Raw genomic sequence first — 17,715 nt, forward strand, 5'->3', positions numbered from 1 at the left:
CATTCACCTTATCGAAAACTATACCTTATATTGAACTAATTTCAATATATTGGAAAATTCTAATATCGCGGAACACATATGGCAAGAACTCCCGCAGTCTCTGCGGCCTCACCGATCGCCCCGCCGCCGGTCGGCGACATGATTCAGCAACTGCGCAAGGAGCGCGGCATGACGCTGGAGACGCTCTCGCGCGCGTCCGGCGTCTCCAAGTCGATGCTCTCGCAGATCGAGCGCGACAAGGCCAATCCGACCATTGCCGTGGCGTGGCGGCTGGCCAATGCGTTGGGGGTGCGCCTCGACCAGCTACTGGGCGCCCCTGCGGGCGACCCCGAACCGGTACGGGTGATCGGCAAGCATGAAATCCCGACACTGGCCGGTGCGGAGCACGCGTATCAGTTGAAGATCCTTGGGCCGATGGAACTGGCGGGCAAATACGAGTGGTATGAATTGACGTTGCAACCCGGCGCCGCACTCGTCTCCGAGCCGCACGATCCGGGCACGCGCGAACACTTCACGGTGTTAGACGGCCAGGTCGACGTCGAAGTCGAACACTTTGCGCGACGCGCCAAGCCGGGCGAGACCGCGCGCTACCCGGCCGACCGTGCTCACGCGATCCGCAATGTCGGCAAGTCCGTTGCGCGCGGCCTGCTCGTGGTGATCCACGGATAGACGACGGTCTCACGTGCAAAACGGCGCATGTGGGGCAAACCGCGGCAGTGGCTCGAACGCGTTCAGGTAACCGCCAGCGCGCCCGCCATCCCGGCGTCGATGATCTGACGCGCCACCGTCGGCAAAATGCGCAACGGCGGCGATCCGGCTCCGAAAGTCTGGCTGGCCGCGTAGCCCCCTTCAAGAATCAGCGATAGCGCGTCGACCAAGGGCGCGGGTTCGCGCAACCCGGCAGCCGTGGCGAGTGCCGTGAAACGCCGTACCACTTCCGCCTTGTAATGGATCACCGATATGCGCGCGGGATGCGCCGGATCGGGGAATTCGGCCGCCACGTTCACGAACGGGCACCCGCGATAGCCCGGTCGACTCGCCCGCTCGGAGAGGTCCACGAAGATTTGCAGCATTTGCGCGCGTGGCTCACCAGGCCGCTTCGCAATGCTCTCGTCGATGCGCGCCAGACTCGCCGTCTGCATGTGGTCGAGATACGCCAGGATCAGCTCATCCTTCGACGCAAACTGACGATAGAGACACATCTTGCTGACACCGGCGCGTTTGACAACGGCGTCCACGCCCACGGCGCGCACCCCTTCGGTATGGAAGAGCTCCACGGCCGCATTGAGCAGATACTGCTGCGCGACGGACGCTGGCGTCACGTGCCGCTCGGTCTTGCCCGCGCCGGACGCCGCTCGCCGACGGCGCGCGGGGGCACGAGCCACGTCACGCTCGGCGCCCTTCATGCCCTTCACGGCAGCGACCGTCCCTTCCCCCGCTTTCGCCGGGTCCGGCTTGTCCGACACCTCGGACATGGCAGGCGTTGTCGATTTGGCCATGATGTGGCGCTCCCCCAAAGCGGTGACTCGCGACATCCGGGACGCGCCCGCATGTCGCAAACGAATACTTGACATGTTACCGAGCGGTTCATAACATTGCAACCTGATGTTACCGATCTGTCACAATTTCACGATACAGCAAGGACAGCACGGTTTCCGCAAACGTTCCCGGGTCGGCAGACGAGACCGATCCCCCGCAAGGATTTCCGCCATGAAGGCAGCCATCGCAAGGCGCATCAACGGTCATTTCCACTACGGCTGGATCGTGGTCGGTGTGATTTTCCTGGTCCTGCTCGCCTCGGCGGGCATTCGCGCGACGCCCAGCGTGATGATGGTGCCGCTCGAACACGACTTCGGCTGGAGCCGCGCCACGATCTCACTGGCCATTTCGGTGAACCTCGCGCTGTACGGCCTCACCGGCCCGTTCGCGGCTGCCGCGATGCAGCGCTTCGGCATCCGCCCGACGGTCATGGTGGCATTGGTGCTGCTCGCTTCGGGCACGGCGCTTTCGTCGCTGATGACCGCTCCCTGGCAGATGGTGCTGATCTGGGGGGTAATGGTCGGCGGCGGCACGGGCGTGGCGGCCATCACCCTGGCCGCTACCGTGGCGAACCGCTGGTTCCACTCGCATCGCGGACTGGCAATGGGCATCCTGACGGCCAGTTCGGCCACGGGTCAGATGGTCTTCCTGCCGATGATGGCCGCGATCATCGAGCGTCACGGCTGGCGACCGGTGGTACTGATCGTGGGAATCGTCGCTGCGGTGGTGCTGCCGCTCGTGGCACTCCTCGTGCCGGAGCGCCCGGGCTCGGTCGGTCTGCGTCCCGTCGGGGCGCCAGAAGATGCGCCGGATATCCCCCTCGCGCAAGGCAATCCCCTGACCCACGCGTTGTCGGTACTGCGCATGGCAGCTGGCAAGCGCGACTTCTGGCTGTTGTTCTTCAGTTTCTTCATCTGCGGCGCGAGCACCAACGGCTACATCGGCACGCACTTCATCGCCATGTGCAGCGATTACGGTCTCTCCGAAGTCAAGGGAGCGGGCATTCTCGCGGCGATGGGTCTGCTTGATCTCGTGGGCACCACCCTCTCGGGCTGGCTCTCGGATCGCTACAACAGCCGCGTGCTGCTGTTCTGGTATTACGGATTGCGCGGCCTGTCGCTGATGTACCTGCCGTACGCGTTCGGCTTTGACTTCTTCGGCCTGCCACTGTTTGCGCTGTTCTACGGCCTGGACTGGATCGCGACCGTGCCACCCACCGTGCGCCTGACGACCGATGTATTCGGCAAGACGATGGCCCCGATCGTGTTCGGCTGGATCGTCGCGGGGCACCAGCTCGGTGCGGCGACCGCTGCCCTGGTCGCCGGCTCGCTGCGTGCCACGCTCGGCAACTACACGATGGCGTCGATGCTCTCGGGCGGCGTGTGCATCATCGGCGCGTTCATGGTGCTGCGCATTGCCAGGCGCGCACCGCATCAGCCCGTTCCGGCCAGCGCGTAATGCCGTCATCGGCTCGCCGTGACGCTTCGCAGTGGCGCAGGCAACGCCACGCGTTATCAGGCGCCCCCGAGCGCCGCCCTGCGTCAGGGCGAGCTATCACGTCGACAGGCATTGCCATGGGTGACACCGGCAAGACCGCTGGAATTGCCGTAACCTGTGCAGGTTTTGTGCAAGACAGCATCCCCCCATTTTCACAGGACCCTCAGCAATGACGGACTCGCAACACACCCAACTCACCGCGCTCGACACGGATCTCTTCTCGCCGTACCGACTCGGCCCGCTCGAACTTCGCAACCGCATCGTAATGGCGCCGCTCACGCGCAGCCGCGCCGGTGCCGGCGACGTGCCGGGCCCCATGAACGCCGAGTACTATGTGCAACGCGCTTCGGCCGGCCTCATCATCAGCGAAGCGACCAACATCTCGCAGCAAGGCAAGGGTTACGCCTTTACGCCGGGCATCTACACCGAAGCGCAGATCGCTGGCTGGAAAGGCGTCACGGACGCCCTCCACGCCAAGGGCGGCAAGATCTTCTGCCAGCTCTGGCACGTTGGCCGCATTTCGCACACGTCGCTGCAACCGGACGGTGCGCTGCCGGTCGCGCCATCGGCGATTCAACCGGCGGGCAAGGCCTTTACTGAACATGGCTTCGAGCCGCACCCGACGCCGCGCGCGCTGGAGACCTCCGAGATTCCGGGCATCATCGAACAGTATCGTCATGCCGCCGAGTGCGCGAAGCGTGCCGGTTTCGACGGCGTGGAAATCCATGCGGCGAACGGCTATCTGCTCGATCAGTTCATGCGCGACAAGACGAACCATCGCACCGATCAGTACGGTGGCAGTATCGAGAATCGCGTGCGTCTGACGCTGGAAGTCACGCAGGCCGTCGTCGATGTGTGGGGCGCCGATCGCGTCGGCATTCGCCTCTCGCCGATCAGCCCGGCGAACGATTGCGGCGACAGCCATCCGGAGCCCGTGTTCACGTACGCCGTCGAACAGCTCAACCGTTTCGGCCTCGTCTACCTGCATGTCGTCGAGGGCGCGACGGGCGGCCCGCGTGAAGTCGAGAACGGCTTCGACCTGCAGACGCTTCGTCGGCGTTTCAACGGCGCGTTCATGGCCAACAACGGTTACGACCTCGCGCTGGCGATTCAGGCACGCAAGGAAAACCGGGCGGACCTGATTGCGTTCGGCAAGCCGTTCATCGCCAACCCGGATCTGGTGGAACGCCTCCAGCGCGGCGGCCCGTTCAATGAACTGGATCGCGCCACGCTTTACGGCGGCGACGCGCGCGGCTATCTCGACTATCCAGCGCTTGACGAATCGGCAGTCTGACGCGCCCACACACCATCGCGTCACCGGGCGGTTACGCCGCCCGCTGCCCCTGCCAGCGCACGAGATCGGCACCCGCCGGATTCTGGTACATGCGCAACCCGAACTCCGGCAGGATGGCGAGCAGATGATCGAAGACATCGCCCTGCACGCGTTCGTATTCGGCCCACACTGTCGTGTTGGTGAAGCAATACAGCTCGACCGGGATGCCCGTGGCCGACGGCTCGAGCGAGCGCACCATGCAGGTCATGCCCTCGTGAATGTTCGGATGCGCCTTCAGGTACGCCAGCGCATACGCGCGAAAGGTGCCGATGTTCGTCAGGCGCCGCGTGTTGGCCGGCACACCCGCCGCAATACCCAGCGCCGCATTCGCATCTGCCAGCGAACGTTGCTTATCCTTCAAATACGACCCGAGCAGATGCAGCTTCGACAGGCGCGCCACCTCCGCCTCGTCGAGGAAGCCGACGCTGCCCGCATCGACGCTCAGCGTGCGCTTGATGCGACGCCCGCCCGACTGCTGCATGCCGCGCCAGTTGCGGAAACTCTCGGCAATCAGCCGCCAGGTCGGGATGGTGGTGATCGTCTTGTCCCAGTTCTGCACCTTCACGGTGTGCAGGGCGATGTCGACCACGTCGCCATCGGCGCCCACCTGCGGCATCTCGATCCAGTCGCCCACGCGCAGCATGTCGTTCGACGTGAGCTGAACGCTGGCGACGAACGACATGATCGTGTCCTTGAACACCAACAACAGCACCGCCGACATCGCCCCCAGGCCGGAGAGCAGGAGCCACGGCGAGCGGTCGATGATCGTCGCCACGATGGCGATCGCCGCGACGACGTACAGCGCGATCTTGCCTAACTGCACGTACCCCTTGATCGAGCGCGTGCGTGCATGTTCGGAGAGTGCGTAGACGGTTTGCGCGGCATCGAGAATGCCGGCGATGGCCAGCGTGGCGTAGAGCAGCGTCATCGCGAGTGCGACGTTGCCGACGATCATGAGGGCTTTCGGCGGCAAATCCGGTACCCACGCGATGCCGAACTGAATCACGAGATACGGCAAGATGCGCGCCACGCGATGAAAGACGCGATGCGCGAGCAACGCGTCGTCCCATCGATTCGCCGTGCGCTGCACGACGATGCGCACCACGCGAACGATCAGGTACTGCGCCACCGCCTGCGCCAGCAGCGCCACCGCGAGCAGTATCGCCAACGCCCCGGCCAGCCGCGCCCACGGTGCGTTATCGAGCCACGCCATCATTGCTTCCCACGTCATCCTGAAACTCCTTGCCTGCTGCTTATGCCAACGGCCCCCGCCGGGCAGGGGAATACAAAAAATGACGGCCAGACACCGGGCCGTCATTCGTTGACTTGCCGGACGAGCATCAGTGACGTCCGCCCGTCGACGACGGCGCAAGCCATCGTCTTGAATCGAGCGTCGGTTTACGCCGTCGCACCGAACGGAACGCTTGCGATCACATGCGGCGCACCCGGCGGCTGCGGCACCGTGATCGTCCCGCCACCATTGCCGCGCGACTTCCCTGAGCTCAGATAGTCCGCGATGGAATCCTGCGTGACTTCGCCGAGATACTGGTTGTCGTCGCCGAGCACCGGCAGCGATGCCAGGTTGTGTTCATACATGCGCGAGAGCAGCACCCGCAGGTTGTCGTCCGCGACGGCCGACGCCTTGAATTCGCGCACCCGCTCGCCGCAAGCCCCCTGCGCTTGACGCGTATCCCGACGCGCAATGTAACCCAGCGCGCGCGCGTTCTCGTCGACGACGACCAACGAGCGCGTATCGAGTTCATCCATCATGCCGTAGGCCTCGGCCAGCGTCGTCTGCGGCTTGACGGTCGGCTGCGGCGTGGCCGCGTCCTCTGCGCGCACCAGCAACAGGCGCTTCAAGATTCGGTCATGTCCCACGAAGCTCGCCACGAACTCGTCGACCGGACGCGCCAGCAGCGCATCGGGTTGCGCGCACTGCACGAGACGCCCCTGGCGGAAGATCGCGATGCGGTCGGCCAGCTTGATCGCCTCGTCGATATCGTGGCTGACCATGATGACGGTCTTGCCCAGTTGACGTTGCATCTGCAGGAACTCGTTCTGGATCGACTCGCGGTTGATCGGATCCACCGCACCGAACGGTTCGTCCATCAGCAGCACGGGCGGATCGGCCGCCAGCGCGCGGATCACGCCGATACGCTGCTGCTGCCCCCCGGACAGCTCGCGCGGGTAACGCGACAGGTAGCGCTTCGGATCGAGCGCCACCATCGCCATCAACTCGGTCGCGCGAGCACGACAACGCGCCTTGTCCCAGCCGAGCAGACGCGGCACGACGGTAATGTTCTCCTCGATGGTCATGTTGGGGAACAGGCCGATCTGCTGGATCACGTAGCCGATGTGACGGCGGAGTTCGATTTCGTTGATGTTGCCCGTGTCTTCGCCGTTGAGCAGAATGCGCCCGGACGTCGGCTTGATGAGCCGGTTGATCATCTTGAGCGTGGTCGTCTTGCCGCACCCCGACGGGCCGAGGAAGACGCAGATTTCGCCCGGCGGCACCTCGAGGCTGACCGAATTCACGGCGGTGACGGGCGTGCCGTCCTTCTGGACGAAGCTTTTGGTGAGATTGTCGAGTGTAATCATACGGTTCGGATTCCTTTGGGTGTCAGCACGCGCTGCAGGCGGTGCAACAGGGTGTCGGCGACGATGGCGAGCAGACTCACCATGACCGCACCCGCGACAAGCTGCCGGGTGTCGCTCTGGCTGATCCCCTGGGTGATCAACACCCCGAGACCGCCGGCCCCGACGATGGCGCCAATGGCCATCACGCCGATATTCATGACGACGGCCGTGCGCACGCCGCCCAGCACCACCGGCACGGCCAGCGGCAATTCGACCAGGCGCAGGCGCTGCCAGAACGTCATGCCGATGCCGATCCCCGCTTCGCGAATGCTTGGGTCGATCTGGCGCAAGGCGAGGCTCGTATTGCGCATGATCGGCAGCAGCGAATACAGGAACACGGCAGCCACCGCCGGTGCCGGTCCGATCCCCATGCCATAAACCGACAGGGCCGGGATCATGAGGCCGAACAGCGCAATCGACGGAATGGTCAGCACGACGGTGGCCAGGCCGAGCACCGCGCCCGACAGCCAGCGAAAGCGCGTGACCAGCACGCCCATGGGCACGCCAACCACAATGGCAGCCCCTACCGAGGCGGCGACCAGCCACGCATGCTGTCCGGTCAGGATCAGGATGCGGTGCCAGTTATGCGTTAAAAAATCAATCATGGGACTCCTCAGTCACTATCAGACGCAACGACGGGCGAGGGCCGTCATTGCACGAGCCCTTCCTGCTTGAGGAAGTCACTCGCCACGCGCGCCACCGCGCGATGGTCGATATCGACCTTCGCATTCATGTCGCTCATGTTTTCGTTGTTGATTTTCGCGGACAGCGCGTTGAGTTCGTCGGCGAGCTTGGGATGGGCGTCGAGCACGGCCTGACGCACTACGGGCGTGGCCGCGTAGGCCGGGAAGAAGCCCTTGTCGTCGGCAAGCACCTTCAGATCGAACCCTTTGTTGCGGCCATCGCTCGTGTAGACGAGACCCGCGTCGATCTGTGCGTTCTTGAGTGCCGTATAAACGAGACCCGGGTCCATCTGCTTGATGTTGCGTCGCGCGAGATGGAAGTCGTAGAGTTGCTCCATCGGACCAAGACCATCCGCGCGGCCGACGAACTCCATGTCGAAGGCGAACTGCATCTTCGGATTCGCCCGGAATCTGTCCACAAGCTGCGAGACCGTCTCGATCCCCGCTTCTCTCGCAATATTGCCCGGCACGGCAAACGCATACGTGTTGTTGAGCGCCGACGGATTGAGCCAGACCAGACCGATCTTGCCGTCGAGTTCCTTCACGCGCTCATACGTTTGCTGCGGATCCAGCTTCTCGGTGACCTTGTTGTAGACAATGAGCGACGTGCCGGTGTATTCCCAGACGATGTCGAGCTGGTTGCTCTCCATGCCCTGGCGCATGACCACGCTCCCCAGGCCGTTCTTGAGCTCGACGTCGTACCCTTTGCTGCGCAGGTACTGCGTGGTCATTTCCGAGAGAATCAACTGCTCAGTGAAGTTCTTGCCGCCGACGGTCAACGTTTCGGCATGGGCGGTGGCGCTCATGGCACCTGCGGCGATCACGCCGAGCGCCAGACAGGCCGCGCCGAGACGCCGAATCCAGCGCGGCGTCATGCCGGCGAGCGAACGAGAGATTGAAACTTGCATAACGATGGGTCTCCTTTGTCTTAGCGCGCGGGCGCGCCGTGACGTGCGAACCAGAGCCCGCTGCCGAATGCGACGATGCCGTCGAGCACCAGTGCGAGCAATGCGGTACCGCCCGCACCGAGCAGCAGCTTCGTCGGGTCGTTCAGATAGATGCCAGGGAAGATCAGTTGTCCGAGACTGTCAGCGCCGATCAGGAACGCAAGCGGCGCGGTGCCGACGTTGATCGCGAGCGCGGTACGAATGCCGCCGACGATGACCGGCATCGCATTGGGCAGATCGACACGGAACAGGACTTGTGCGGGCGTCATGCCCATGCCGCGCGCCGATTCCCGCAACGCCGGCGGCACCTGCCGCAGGCCTTCGTAAGCATTACGCACGATGGGCAGCAGCGACGCGAGCCATAGCGCCAGAATGGCGGGGCGGTCGCCGATACCCAGCACGGCCATCGATAACGCCAGCACGGCGAGCGACGGCAGCGTGTTGCCAATATTGAAGATTTGCACGGCGCGCTCGGCGTGCCTCTCGAACTTTGGCCGTGAGATCAGCATGCCGGCGGGTACGCCGACCACGATCGCCATCGCCATCGAGATCGCCACGAGCTTGAGGTGCTGCTGCGTGTAATAGACCAGGTCGCCCCGGTATTTGACGAGCGCATCGACGCCCAGCCAATACAGCAGACCGGAGACTGCGGCGGCAACGCCGAGCAGTCCAAAGCCTGCCAAATAGAAAATGCGGTACTGCTTCGCCACGTTCATGCTCCCTTTTGAATGGGTTGGCAGCGCTGGCGCGAGGCAATAGCAATCGCCCCGCGTGACAACGCGGTCAAACAAGCATGACAACTGTTAGCTGCCTTGCGAATTGTGAAGTGTCCGCTCCGAAGGTCTGTGGAAGACGACGGTGACGAACCAGGCGTCGCGAAATGCGACTGAGAGACAAGCTTTCGACGCCATGAGCGCCTGGGCCTCTCGGTGCACGCTTATTGAAAGCGCGCGAATGTTCTACTGCACGAACTCATTGAGTGGTGGGACGGGACATCGGCGCAATGAGGAACACCGACAACCCTTTTGCATCTGTTGCTATGGACCAATCGCGGCGATCGGCTTTTTTTATTCTAGTACAGATAGTGCGTCGCTGCCAAGCCGCAGTCCGCCTTAAGGGACAAATCCCGCGCATTCTGGGGCGCTATTCGCTCGCATCAAGCCGCATCAATCGGATTCCAAATCAATTGCACGCACGGCAATGTGCCGTCGTCATTGGCGCCGCTGGAAACCTCGAACACGCGTCCCGAAATTCGCCAATTCACAGTTCCGCAGAGCGGATCGATGTGCCGCGTTGACGTTTCCCGCGGCAACGACCGCACGGGTTTGCGCGCCTGAAAACGGTGCACAAGCGACCGGAAATCCGGGCCTCCGTGGGGGGGCGAACGGGAATGCGACGCCCGCCATCCGAAACGGATGCCAACGCGAAGAAACTCGTGTATTCTCCGAGCTTTATCTTAGTTTTCAACTATTTAGCGGAAAATCGGGGAAACGGAACGGCGACGCAAGGCGACGACCTTGCGGCCAGTTTCGGGCGCGATGGTTGAACGGCAAAAAGGGCGATCGTGCGCAAGGCACGAGGTCGTTGATTGGCGAATAACAACTATGAAAAGTACCATCAGCCGTACCGAACAAGGCAATCGTGTGGCCGCGACCGTCATCCTGGTTGCGTGCGCTGCGCTCACTCTCGCCGGATTTCTCGCGCGCGCCATTCAAGGCAACGTCAATCCGTTACTGACGTTCTTCCTCGTTTCGGCCGGCGGCATTCTCAACCTGTCGACGGCGTGTCTGCTGGGCGTGCAATACCTCTACAACGGCAAACGATACTTCGCGCAATTTGGATGTGCGTTTCTGCTGCGCGGTCTCTTCATGTTCACCGAAGGCGTATTGCTTGCGAATCAACTTGCCGGCATTGCCACGCATGTCACGCGCGCCCCCTTCTGGCTTTGGCTGATGGCTGAAGCGAGTTTTGCTGCTTACGTCATGCTGAGCGTGCGTAGTTATTCACGCACGCGCAACGATCCGCACATCCGTCCCGGCTACAAGGAAGCAGCGCGCTACGGCGCGACCGTGCTAGTCATCTGGGCGACGACGTCGCTGGCGCTGGTCGGCACCGGTCGCACGCTCGTGACGCCGCCACTGCCCGGCGGTGTCGGTGTCGAGACGCTCGCACTCTACGCGCTTTTCGTCGCTTACGTCGCGCTGTGGTGGCGTGTCGCGGCGGTCACGCGCTTATCCCACAAGCTATTCCTGCTCGTGTGGGTCGTGGTCACCATCTCGCTATGCCAGTTACTGCTGTCGCTGACGGCGCCCAACGACGCCTCATACCAATGGTATGCCGCACGCCTTCTCGCACTGGCATCGCCCGGCGTCGCGACGCTCGCCCTTGTCTGGGAAATCACGCGCCAGTACCAGTCGCTCGCGCTCACGAACACCGACCTGGTCGAGAAGGTGTTCATCGATCCGCTGACGCACATCTACAATCGCCGCTACTTCGACAATCGCATCCGCCTCGTTGCTGACCGGGTTCAGCAACGCGCGGTACCGCTGTCCGTGCTGCTGATCGACATCGACTTTTTCAAGCAGGTCAACGACCGCTACGGTCATCCGTTTGGCGACGTCGTCTTGCAACGCATCGCCAACACGATCCAGCACTGCATTCGCCTGCCGGCCGATTTCGCGGTGCGATTGGGCGGCGAGGAATTTGCTGTGGTGCTACCGGAAATCGATCAACACGCCGCGCTGCGCGTGGCCGATCGCATTCGCGAATCGGTCAAGCGCGCGAGCACCGATCTACTCCCCGCGAAGGCGCGCGAGAAAGGCGAGGCCATCACGATCAGCGTGGGCATTGCCACGTGGGAACCGGGGAAGCCGCTCGTCATCAACGCAATGCTCGAGCGCGCCGATAAGGCGCTCTATCAGGCCAAGCACAAGGGACGCGATCAAAGCGTGCTGGGACAGTTGGCGGCCTGATGCCAGATGCCCACACCGCGCTCAGCGACGAGGGCGGTGTGGCGGCCCCTTGAGTTCGACGGTATTGCCGTCGGGATCGTCGAGATAGCACGACGGCCCTTCGCCGTGCGCGCCGTAGCGCAACACAACGTCACCCAGCGTCACCCCGTGCGAGGCCAACCCCTGGCGGATGGCCACGTCGTCGAACGGCTCCACGCGCAGACAGAAGTGATCGAGATTGCGCCCCTCCGGGCCGGGCGCAACGCCGCCTCGGCGGCCGATTTCGCCGGCCACATCGACCAGGTCGATCAACGCGTCGCCCGCGCGCAGTTGCACGAGGCCAATGTCGGCCTGCACCTTTTCCAGCGTGCAGCCCAGGACATCGATATAGAAATGCCGGAGTCGCTCGACGTCGCTGGTGCGAAGCACCACGTGATCGAGCGCAACGAACGGAATCTTCATCAGGCACTCAACGCATAGCGTCGCCGCTTCTCGACCTTGGTCTCGTGCGTCATCTCTTTGCGGCCGTCCTCGAACACGGTCTCGAGCCGCACCGTGAAGCCCCACAGGCGGGCCACGTGCTTGAGCACTTCCTCAAAGCTGTCATCGAGCGGCTTGCGGTCGCTTTGCACGTGGCGCAGCGTGAGCGAGCGATCGCCGTGCAGATCAACGTGCGCCACCTGGATGTTTGGCTCCAACTGGCTGAGGTTGTATTGCTGCGCAAGCATCTCGCGTATTTCGCGATAGCCGGAGTCGTTGTGAATGGCCATCACGCGCAGGCGGCTGTCGCGGTCGTCGTCGAGCACGGAGAACAGCTTCAGGTCGCGAATGACCTTGGGCGACAGGAATTGCTGGATGAAGCTCTCGTCCTTGAAGTTGCGCATGGCGAAGTCGAGCGTCGTCAACCAGTCGGTGCCGGCGATGTCGGGCGCCCATTGGCGATCCTCGTCGGTCGGCGCTTCGCACATGCGGCGGAGGTCCTGGAACATCGCAAAGCCCAGCGCATACGGATTCAGACCGCTGTAGTATGGGCTGTCGAACGACGGCTGGTACACCACGTTCGTATGCGCATGCAGGAACTCCATCATGAATGCGTCGTTGACGAGCTTCTCCTGGTAGAGCTGCTGCAGAATCGTGTAGTGCCAGAACGTTGCCCAGCCTTCGTTCATCACCTTCGTCTGACGCTGCGGATAGAAGTACTGGGCGAGCTTGCGCACGATGCGCACGATCTCGCGCTGCCACGGGGCGAGCTTGGGGGCGTTCTTCTCGAAGAAGTACAGCAGGTTCTCCTGCGGCTCGCTCGGAAACGGTGCCTCTTCAGACTCGCCGGGGTCGAGCCCGTCGTCCTCCTCGTCATCGTGCAAGGGATGATGCGGCAACGTACGCCACAGATCGTTGATCTGCAATTGCAAATAGTTCTCGCGCTCCTTCTGGCGTGCCTGCTCCTGCGCGAGCGACAAGCGCTTGGGCCGCTTGTAGCGGTCGACGCCGTAATTCATGAGCGCATGGCAAGAGTCGAGCAGCAACTCGACCGACTGTTCGCCATAACGCTGCTCGCACTCGGTGATGTAGTTGCGCGCGAACAGCAGGTAGTCGACGATGGCGTCGGCGCTGGTCCAGGTGCGGAACAGGTAATTGCCCTTGAAGAACGAGTTATGACCGTAGCTGGCGTGCGCGATGGTCAGCGCCTGCATCGTCATGCTGTTCTCCTCCATCAGATACGCGATGCAGGGGTTCGAATTGATGACGATCTCATACGCCAGCCCCATTTGCCCGCGCTTGTAGCCGCGCTCGGACGACAGGAAGTGCTTGCCATACGACCAGTGGTGATAGCCGATGGGCAGCCCCACGGTCGCGTAGGCGTCGAGCATCTGCTCGGCCGTGATGATCTCGATCTGGTTGGGATACGTGTCGAGCCTGAAGTTCGCCGCGATGCGCGCGATCTCATGCTCGTAGCGTTGAATCAGCTCGAACGTCCATTCCGATCCGGTGGATATATACGCCATGATGCGTCCTCGTTGCCCTCGTTGGGGTATCGACGCGGGACCGTTTTCAGGCCGCCTTCTTCTTGAACAGGTCGTGCAGCACCGGATAGATCTCGGCCGCCTCCATGATGCGCTGCATCGCGAAATTCGGGTACTGCTGCTTGACGGACAAGTATTCGTTCCACAGATTCTGCGGCTCGGCGCTGGCCACCTCCACGTACGCGAAATACTGCACGGCAGGCATGATCGACTGCATCAGGATGTCGCGGCAAATGGGCGAATCACCGTCCCAGTTATCGCCGTCGGAGACTTGCGCGCCGTAGATATTCCAGTCGCTCGGCGAGTAGCGATCCGCGATGATTTCCGTCATCAGCTTGAGCGCGCTCGAGACGACCGTCCCCCCCGATTCACGCGCATAGAAGAAATCGTCTTCGTTGACTTCCTTCGCCGTCGTGTGGTGCCGGATGAGCACGAGATCGATGCGCTCGTAGTTATGCCGCAGGAACAGGTAGAGCAGCATGAAGAAGCGCTTGGCCAGCTCCTTGCGGCTCTGATCCATCGAGCCGGAGACGTCCATCAGGCAGAACATGACGGCCTGCGCCTGCGGACGCGGCTGCATGATCCGGTTCGAGTAGCGCAGGTCGAGCTTCTCGATGTAGGGAATCGCCTCGACGCGCGTGCGCAGATGCGTGATCTCGTGCGCCAGCGCCAGCGCGCGTGGCGAGGTTTCGCCCTCGCGCGCGACGAGATCCGCATACTCGGCCTCCAGCTCGCGCAACTGCTTGCGATATGGCGCCGTGAGAGCGATGCGTCGCCCCAGCGAGCTGCGCATCGTGCGAATGACATTGAGGTTCGACGGCGTGCCGTCGACGGAATAGCCCGCACGAACCTTGCGGAACTCAGGAATCTGCGCGAGCCGTCGTTTGGCGAGGTCCGGCAGGGCCATGTCCTCGAAGAAGAATTTCAGGAACTCCTCGCGCGAGAGGTTGAAGACGAAATCGTCCTCCCCCTCTCCCGAATCGCTGGCGCGACTGCCGCCGCCCCCTGCGCCCGATGGCGGACGCTCGAAGTTGTCGCCCACCACGAACTCGCGATTGCCGGGATGCACCATCTCCCGCCGCCCGCCGGGTCCGTGGTGAAACAACGGCTCCGAAATGTCCTTGACCGGAATCGAGATCTGTCCGCTGCCATCGATATCGGTAATCTTGCGACCCGCCACCGCCTTCGCCACCGCGCGCCGAATCTGGTCGCGATAACGCTTGATGAAGCGCTGCTGGTTGATGGCGCTCTTGTTCTTGCCGTTTTGCCGTCTGTCGATGATTGCTGACATAGTGGCCCCGATTGGTTACGAGGATTTGCGCACACGCAGATACCATTCCACGAGCAAGCGAACCTGCTTCGGGGTATAGCCTTTTTCCACCATGCGGTTGACGAAGTTGGCGTGCTTTTCCTGATCCTCCTTGGACGACTTCGCGTTGAACGAGATCACCGGCAGCAAGTCCTCGGTCGTCGAGAACATGCGCTTCTCGATAACGGCACGCAGCTTCTCGTAACTCGTCCAGAGCGGATTCTTGCCCGCGTTGTTGGCGCGCGCGCGCAGGACGAAGTTGACGATCTCGTTACGGAAGTCCTTCGGATTGGTGATCCCGGCCGGCTTCTCGACCTTCTCCAGTTCGTCGTTGAGCGCCGTGCGATCGAGGATCTCGCCGGTGTTCGGATCGCGATACTCCTGATCCTGAATCCAGAGATCCGCAAAATTCACATAGCGATCGAAAATGTTCTGGCCGTACTCGGAATACGACTCGAGGTACGCGGTCTGGATCTCCTTGCCGATGAATTCCACGAACGGCGCCGTCAGATACTCCTTGATGTAGGCGAGGTAGCGCTTTTCGACTTCTCCCGGATACTGCTCGCGCTCGATTTGCTGTTCGAGCACATACAGCATGTGCACCGGGTTGGCTGCGACTTCCGTGTTGTCGAAGTTGAAGACCTTGGAGAGCACCTTGAAGGCGAAGCGCGTGGACATGCCCGTCATCCCCTCGTCCACACCCGCATAGTCGCGATACTCCTGGTACGACTTGGCCTTCGGGTCGATATCCTTCAGGTTCTCGCCGTCATAGACACGAACCTTGGAGAAGATGTTGGAGTTCTCGGGCTCTTTCAGACGCGTGAGCACAGCGAACTGGGCGAGCATCTTGAGGACATTCGGCGCGCGCGGCGCGTTGGCGAGCGAGCTGTTCTTCACGAGCTTCTCGTAGATCTTCACCTCGTCGGTCACGCGCAGGCAGTACGGCACCTTCACGATGTAGATCCGGTCGAGGAAAGCCTCATTGTTGCGGTTGCTCTTGAAGCTTTGCCATTCGGCCTCATTCGAGTGCGCCAGGACGATACCGTCGAACGGAATCGCACCGAACCCTTCCGTGCCCTTGTAGTTGCCCTCCTGCGTGGCGGTCAACAGCGGGTGAAGCACCTTGATCGGCGCCTTGAACATTTCCACGAACTCGAGCAGCCCCCGGTTGGCCAGGCACAAGCCGCCCGAATACGAGTAGGCGTCCGGGTCGTCCTGCGGATATTCCTCAAGCTTGCGGATATCGACCTTGCCGACCAGCGACGAGATGTCCTGGTTGTTCTCATCGCCCGGCTCAGTCTTGGCAATGGCGATCTGTTGCAGCACCGAAGGCAGCACCTTGATCACACGGAACTTGGTGATATCGCCGTTGAACTCGTTCAGGCGCTTGGCGGCCCACGGCGACGGAATCGTATTGAGATACCGTACCGGGATGCCGAAGTCCTCTTCCAGAATCTTGCCGTCTTCCTCGGGCGAGAACAGGCCCAGGGGAGACTCGTGCACCGGCGATCCCTTCAGGCAATAGATGGGCACATCTTCCATCAGCGCCTTGAGCTTCTCGGCCAGCGACGACTTGCCGCCGCCCGGGGGACCCAGCAGGTACAGGATCTGTTTGCGCTCTTCGAGCCCCTGCGCAGCGTGCTTGAAGAACGACACGATCTGCTCGATCGTGTCTTCCATGCCGTAGAAGTCACGGAAGGCAGGGTAGATCTTGATGATCTTGTTCGAGAACAAGCGTGAGAGTCGCGGGTCGTGATGCGTGTCGATGAGCTCCGGCTCACCGATGGCACGCAGCATCCGCTCGGCAGCCGATGCGTAGGCCGTCGCGTCCTTCTTACAGATTTCCAGGTATTCCTGGATGCTGTATTCCTCTTCCTTGCGTGCTTCGAAACGCGTCGTGTAGTGGCTGAAAATATCCATATGCCTCACCCCCGCTTCATCGAAAAACATCGCGACGCGATGTCCGCTCTGTTGCCTAAGACCTGGATGACCGCGCAAAGGTTTCGACCTGACTCACCGCATGCCGGAGCGACTGTCGCGCAACCTTTCGCACGGTCCCCTCCCTCACATGAACGACTCAAAACAGGTTTAGGTTGACTTTAAACTTGTCACCGGAAATTGCAACCTTTACCTCATGATATGCACAAAACAAAAAACCGTCGCTAGATATTTTCCGCAGCGCTAAGCATCCTCTATCCGCCATATTCTACGAGGGTTTGCGCGTGCTCTACGCATTGCGCACGTCAGCCGAACCGCGTCACAGATCGAGCGATTTTTCGGCACATTCCCCACGCAATGCGCACTCGGGTTTGTCTGCATTCCACAGCACATGAAACCCTCGACACTTATTAAGGAATGCTATCTATCAAATAGCGTTTTCGAGCGACGTTCGGCGCACCGTGCGCAGTGATTTGCGGAAAAAAAGTGGGTGGCCCGACGACGTCGACGAACGCGAAGACGTGGGCGCGTGATGGGGTGCTTTCCTGTCGAGACGCCGCGGCTGCGCGACGTCGCGAAGGCCGTGCGATCGTCATGCCCTGAGGCAGGGCGTCGCAAGCGGAAAGTCGACGACGGCCGGATGTCTGAACGGGCGAACCTCCTCGGCGATCTCGGCATGTCCGTAGCGCCTGCTCCATGCCCCGCCGGAGGGTTTCCGCCAGGGCCGCCCGCGCCACAACATGCCATCGTCTCATCAATGCCTTGCAAATTGCCGATCCCTGGAATGAAGCGAACAGCGTGCCAGTCGATCGCGCTTGAACTCATGTTACGCCGGTTCACCAGAATCTGCTGCGCGG

General features: G+C 62.0%; 14 protein-coding genes. 4 read left to right on the forward strand and 10 right to left on the reverse strand.

Annotated elements, in window-relative coordinates; translation table 11 throughout:
* The first annotated feature begins 78 nt into the window (after positions 1-78).
* Complete coding sequence (locus tag PTE31013_RS06915) at positions 79-669, forward strand: helix-turn-helix domain-containing protein (RefSeq protein ID WP_150612050.1); 591 nt, start codon at positions 79-81, stop codon at positions 667-669.
* A 62-nt stretch (positions 670-731) separates the two neighbouring features.
* Here PTE31013_RS06915 and PTE31013_RS06920 read toward each other — a convergent pair whose 3' ends face one another.
* The gene (locus PTE31013_RS06920) at positions 732-1,406 is read right to left on the reverse strand and encodes a TetR/AcrR family transcriptional regulator (protein ID WP_174978478.1); all 675 of its coding nucleotides are present in this window, start codon (positions 1,404-1,406) and stop codon (positions 732-734) included.
* A 304-nt stretch (positions 1,407-1,710) separates the two neighbouring features.
* Here PTE31013_RS06920 and PTE31013_RS06925 point away from each other — a divergent pair, with 304 nt between their 5' ends.
* Positions 1,711-2,997: an MFS transporter gene (locus tag PTE31013_RS06925; protein WP_150612052.1), complete on the forward strand. Its 1,287-nt coding sequence runs from the start codon at positions 1,711-1,713 to the stop codon at positions 2,995-2,997.
* Between the two features lie 208 nt (positions 2,998-3,205).
* A complete protein-coding gene (locus PTE31013_RS06930; protein WP_150612053.1) occupies positions 3,206-4,330 on the forward strand; it encodes an alkene reductase in 1,125 nt (374 codons plus the stop codon).
* Positions 4,331-4,361: 31 nt separating this feature from the next.
* Here PTE31013_RS06930 and PTE31013_RS06935 read toward each other — a convergent pair whose 3' ends face one another.
* From PTE31013_RS06935 to PTE31013_RS06955, 5 genes are all read right to left on the reverse strand, one after another.
* Complete coding sequence (locus tag PTE31013_RS06935) at positions 4,362-5,600, reverse strand: mechanosensitive ion channel family protein (protein WP_150612054.1); 1,239 nt, start codon at positions 5,598-5,600, stop codon at positions 4,362-4,364.
* 167 nt (positions 5,601-5,767) lie between these two features.
* Positions 5,768-6,967 carry an osmoprotectant ABC transporter ATP-binding protein OsmV gene (locus PTE31013_RS06940; protein WP_150612055.1) on the reverse strand — a complete coding sequence of 400 codons (1,200 nt, stop codon included), beginning with the start codon at positions 6,965-6,967 and terminating at the stop codon, positions 5,768-5,770.
* A complete protein-coding gene (locus PTE31013_RS06945; RefSeq protein ID WP_150612056.1) occupies positions 6,964-7,611 on the reverse strand; it encodes an ABC transporter permease in 648 nt (215 codons plus the stop codon). Before PTE31013_RS06945 ends, PTE31013_RS06940 begins: the two co-directional genes overlap by 4 nt.
* A gap of 44 nt (positions 7,612-7,655) precedes the next feature.
* Positions 7,656-8,597: a glycine betaine ABC transporter substrate-binding protein gene (locus PTE31013_RS06950; protein ID WP_246173927.1), complete on the reverse strand. Its 942-nt coding sequence runs from the start codon at positions 8,595-8,597 to the stop codon at positions 7,656-7,658.
* A 20-nt stretch (positions 8,598-8,617) separates the two neighbouring features.
* The gene (locus PTE31013_RS06955) at positions 8,618-9,352 is read right to left on the reverse strand and encodes an ABC transporter permease (RefSeq protein WP_150612057.1); all 735 of its coding nucleotides are present in this window, start codon (positions 9,350-9,352) and stop codon (positions 8,618-8,620) included.
* Positions 9,353-10,240: 888 nt separating this feature from the next.
* Here PTE31013_RS06955 and PTE31013_RS06960 point away from each other — a divergent pair.
* Positions 10,241-11,608 carry a GGDEF domain-containing protein gene (locus tag PTE31013_RS06960; RefSeq protein WP_174978452.1) on the forward strand — a complete coding sequence of 456 codons (1,368 nt, stop codon included), beginning with the start codon at positions 10,241-10,243 and terminating at the stop codon, positions 11,606-11,608.
* A gap of 21 nt (positions 11,609-11,629) precedes the next feature.
* Here PTE31013_RS06960 and PTE31013_RS06965 read toward each other — a convergent pair whose 3' ends face one another.
* The 4 genes from PTE31013_RS06965 to PTE31013_RS06980 are packed head-to-tail and all read right to left on the reverse strand — an operon-like array spanning position 11,630 to position 16,840.
* The gene (locus tag PTE31013_RS06965) at positions 11,630-12,049 is read right to left on the reverse strand and encodes a VOC family protein (protein ID WP_150612059.1); all 420 of its coding nucleotides are present in this window, start codon (positions 12,047-12,049) and stop codon (positions 11,630-11,632) included.
* Complete coding sequence (locus PTE31013_RS06970; protein ID WP_150612060.1) at positions 12,049-13,593, reverse strand: SpoVR family protein; 1,545 nt, start codon at positions 13,591-13,593, stop codon at positions 12,049-12,051. Before PTE31013_RS06970 ends, PTE31013_RS06965 begins: the two co-directional genes overlap by 1 nt.
* Before the next feature lie 46 nt (positions 13,594-13,639).
* Positions 13,640-14,902 (reverse strand): YeaH/YhbH family protein, encoded by a 1,263-nt coding sequence (locus PTE31013_RS06975; protein WP_150612061.1) that lies wholly within the window; start codon positions 14,900-14,902, stop codon positions 13,640-13,642.
* 15 nt (positions 14,903-14,917) lie between these two features.
* Positions 14,918-16,840 (reverse strand): PrkA family serine protein kinase, encoded by a 1,923-nt coding sequence (locus PTE31013_RS06980; protein WP_150612062.1) that lies wholly within the window; start codon positions 16,838-16,840, stop codon positions 14,918-14,920.
* Between the last annotated feature and the right edge of the window lie 875 nt (positions 16,841-17,715).

It is taken from the genome of Pandoraea terrigena (genome assembly GCF_902459705.1).
Taxonomy (GTDB): domain Bacteria; phylum Pseudomonadota; class Gammaproteobacteria; order Burkholderiales; family Burkholderiaceae; genus Pandoraea; species Pandoraea terrigena.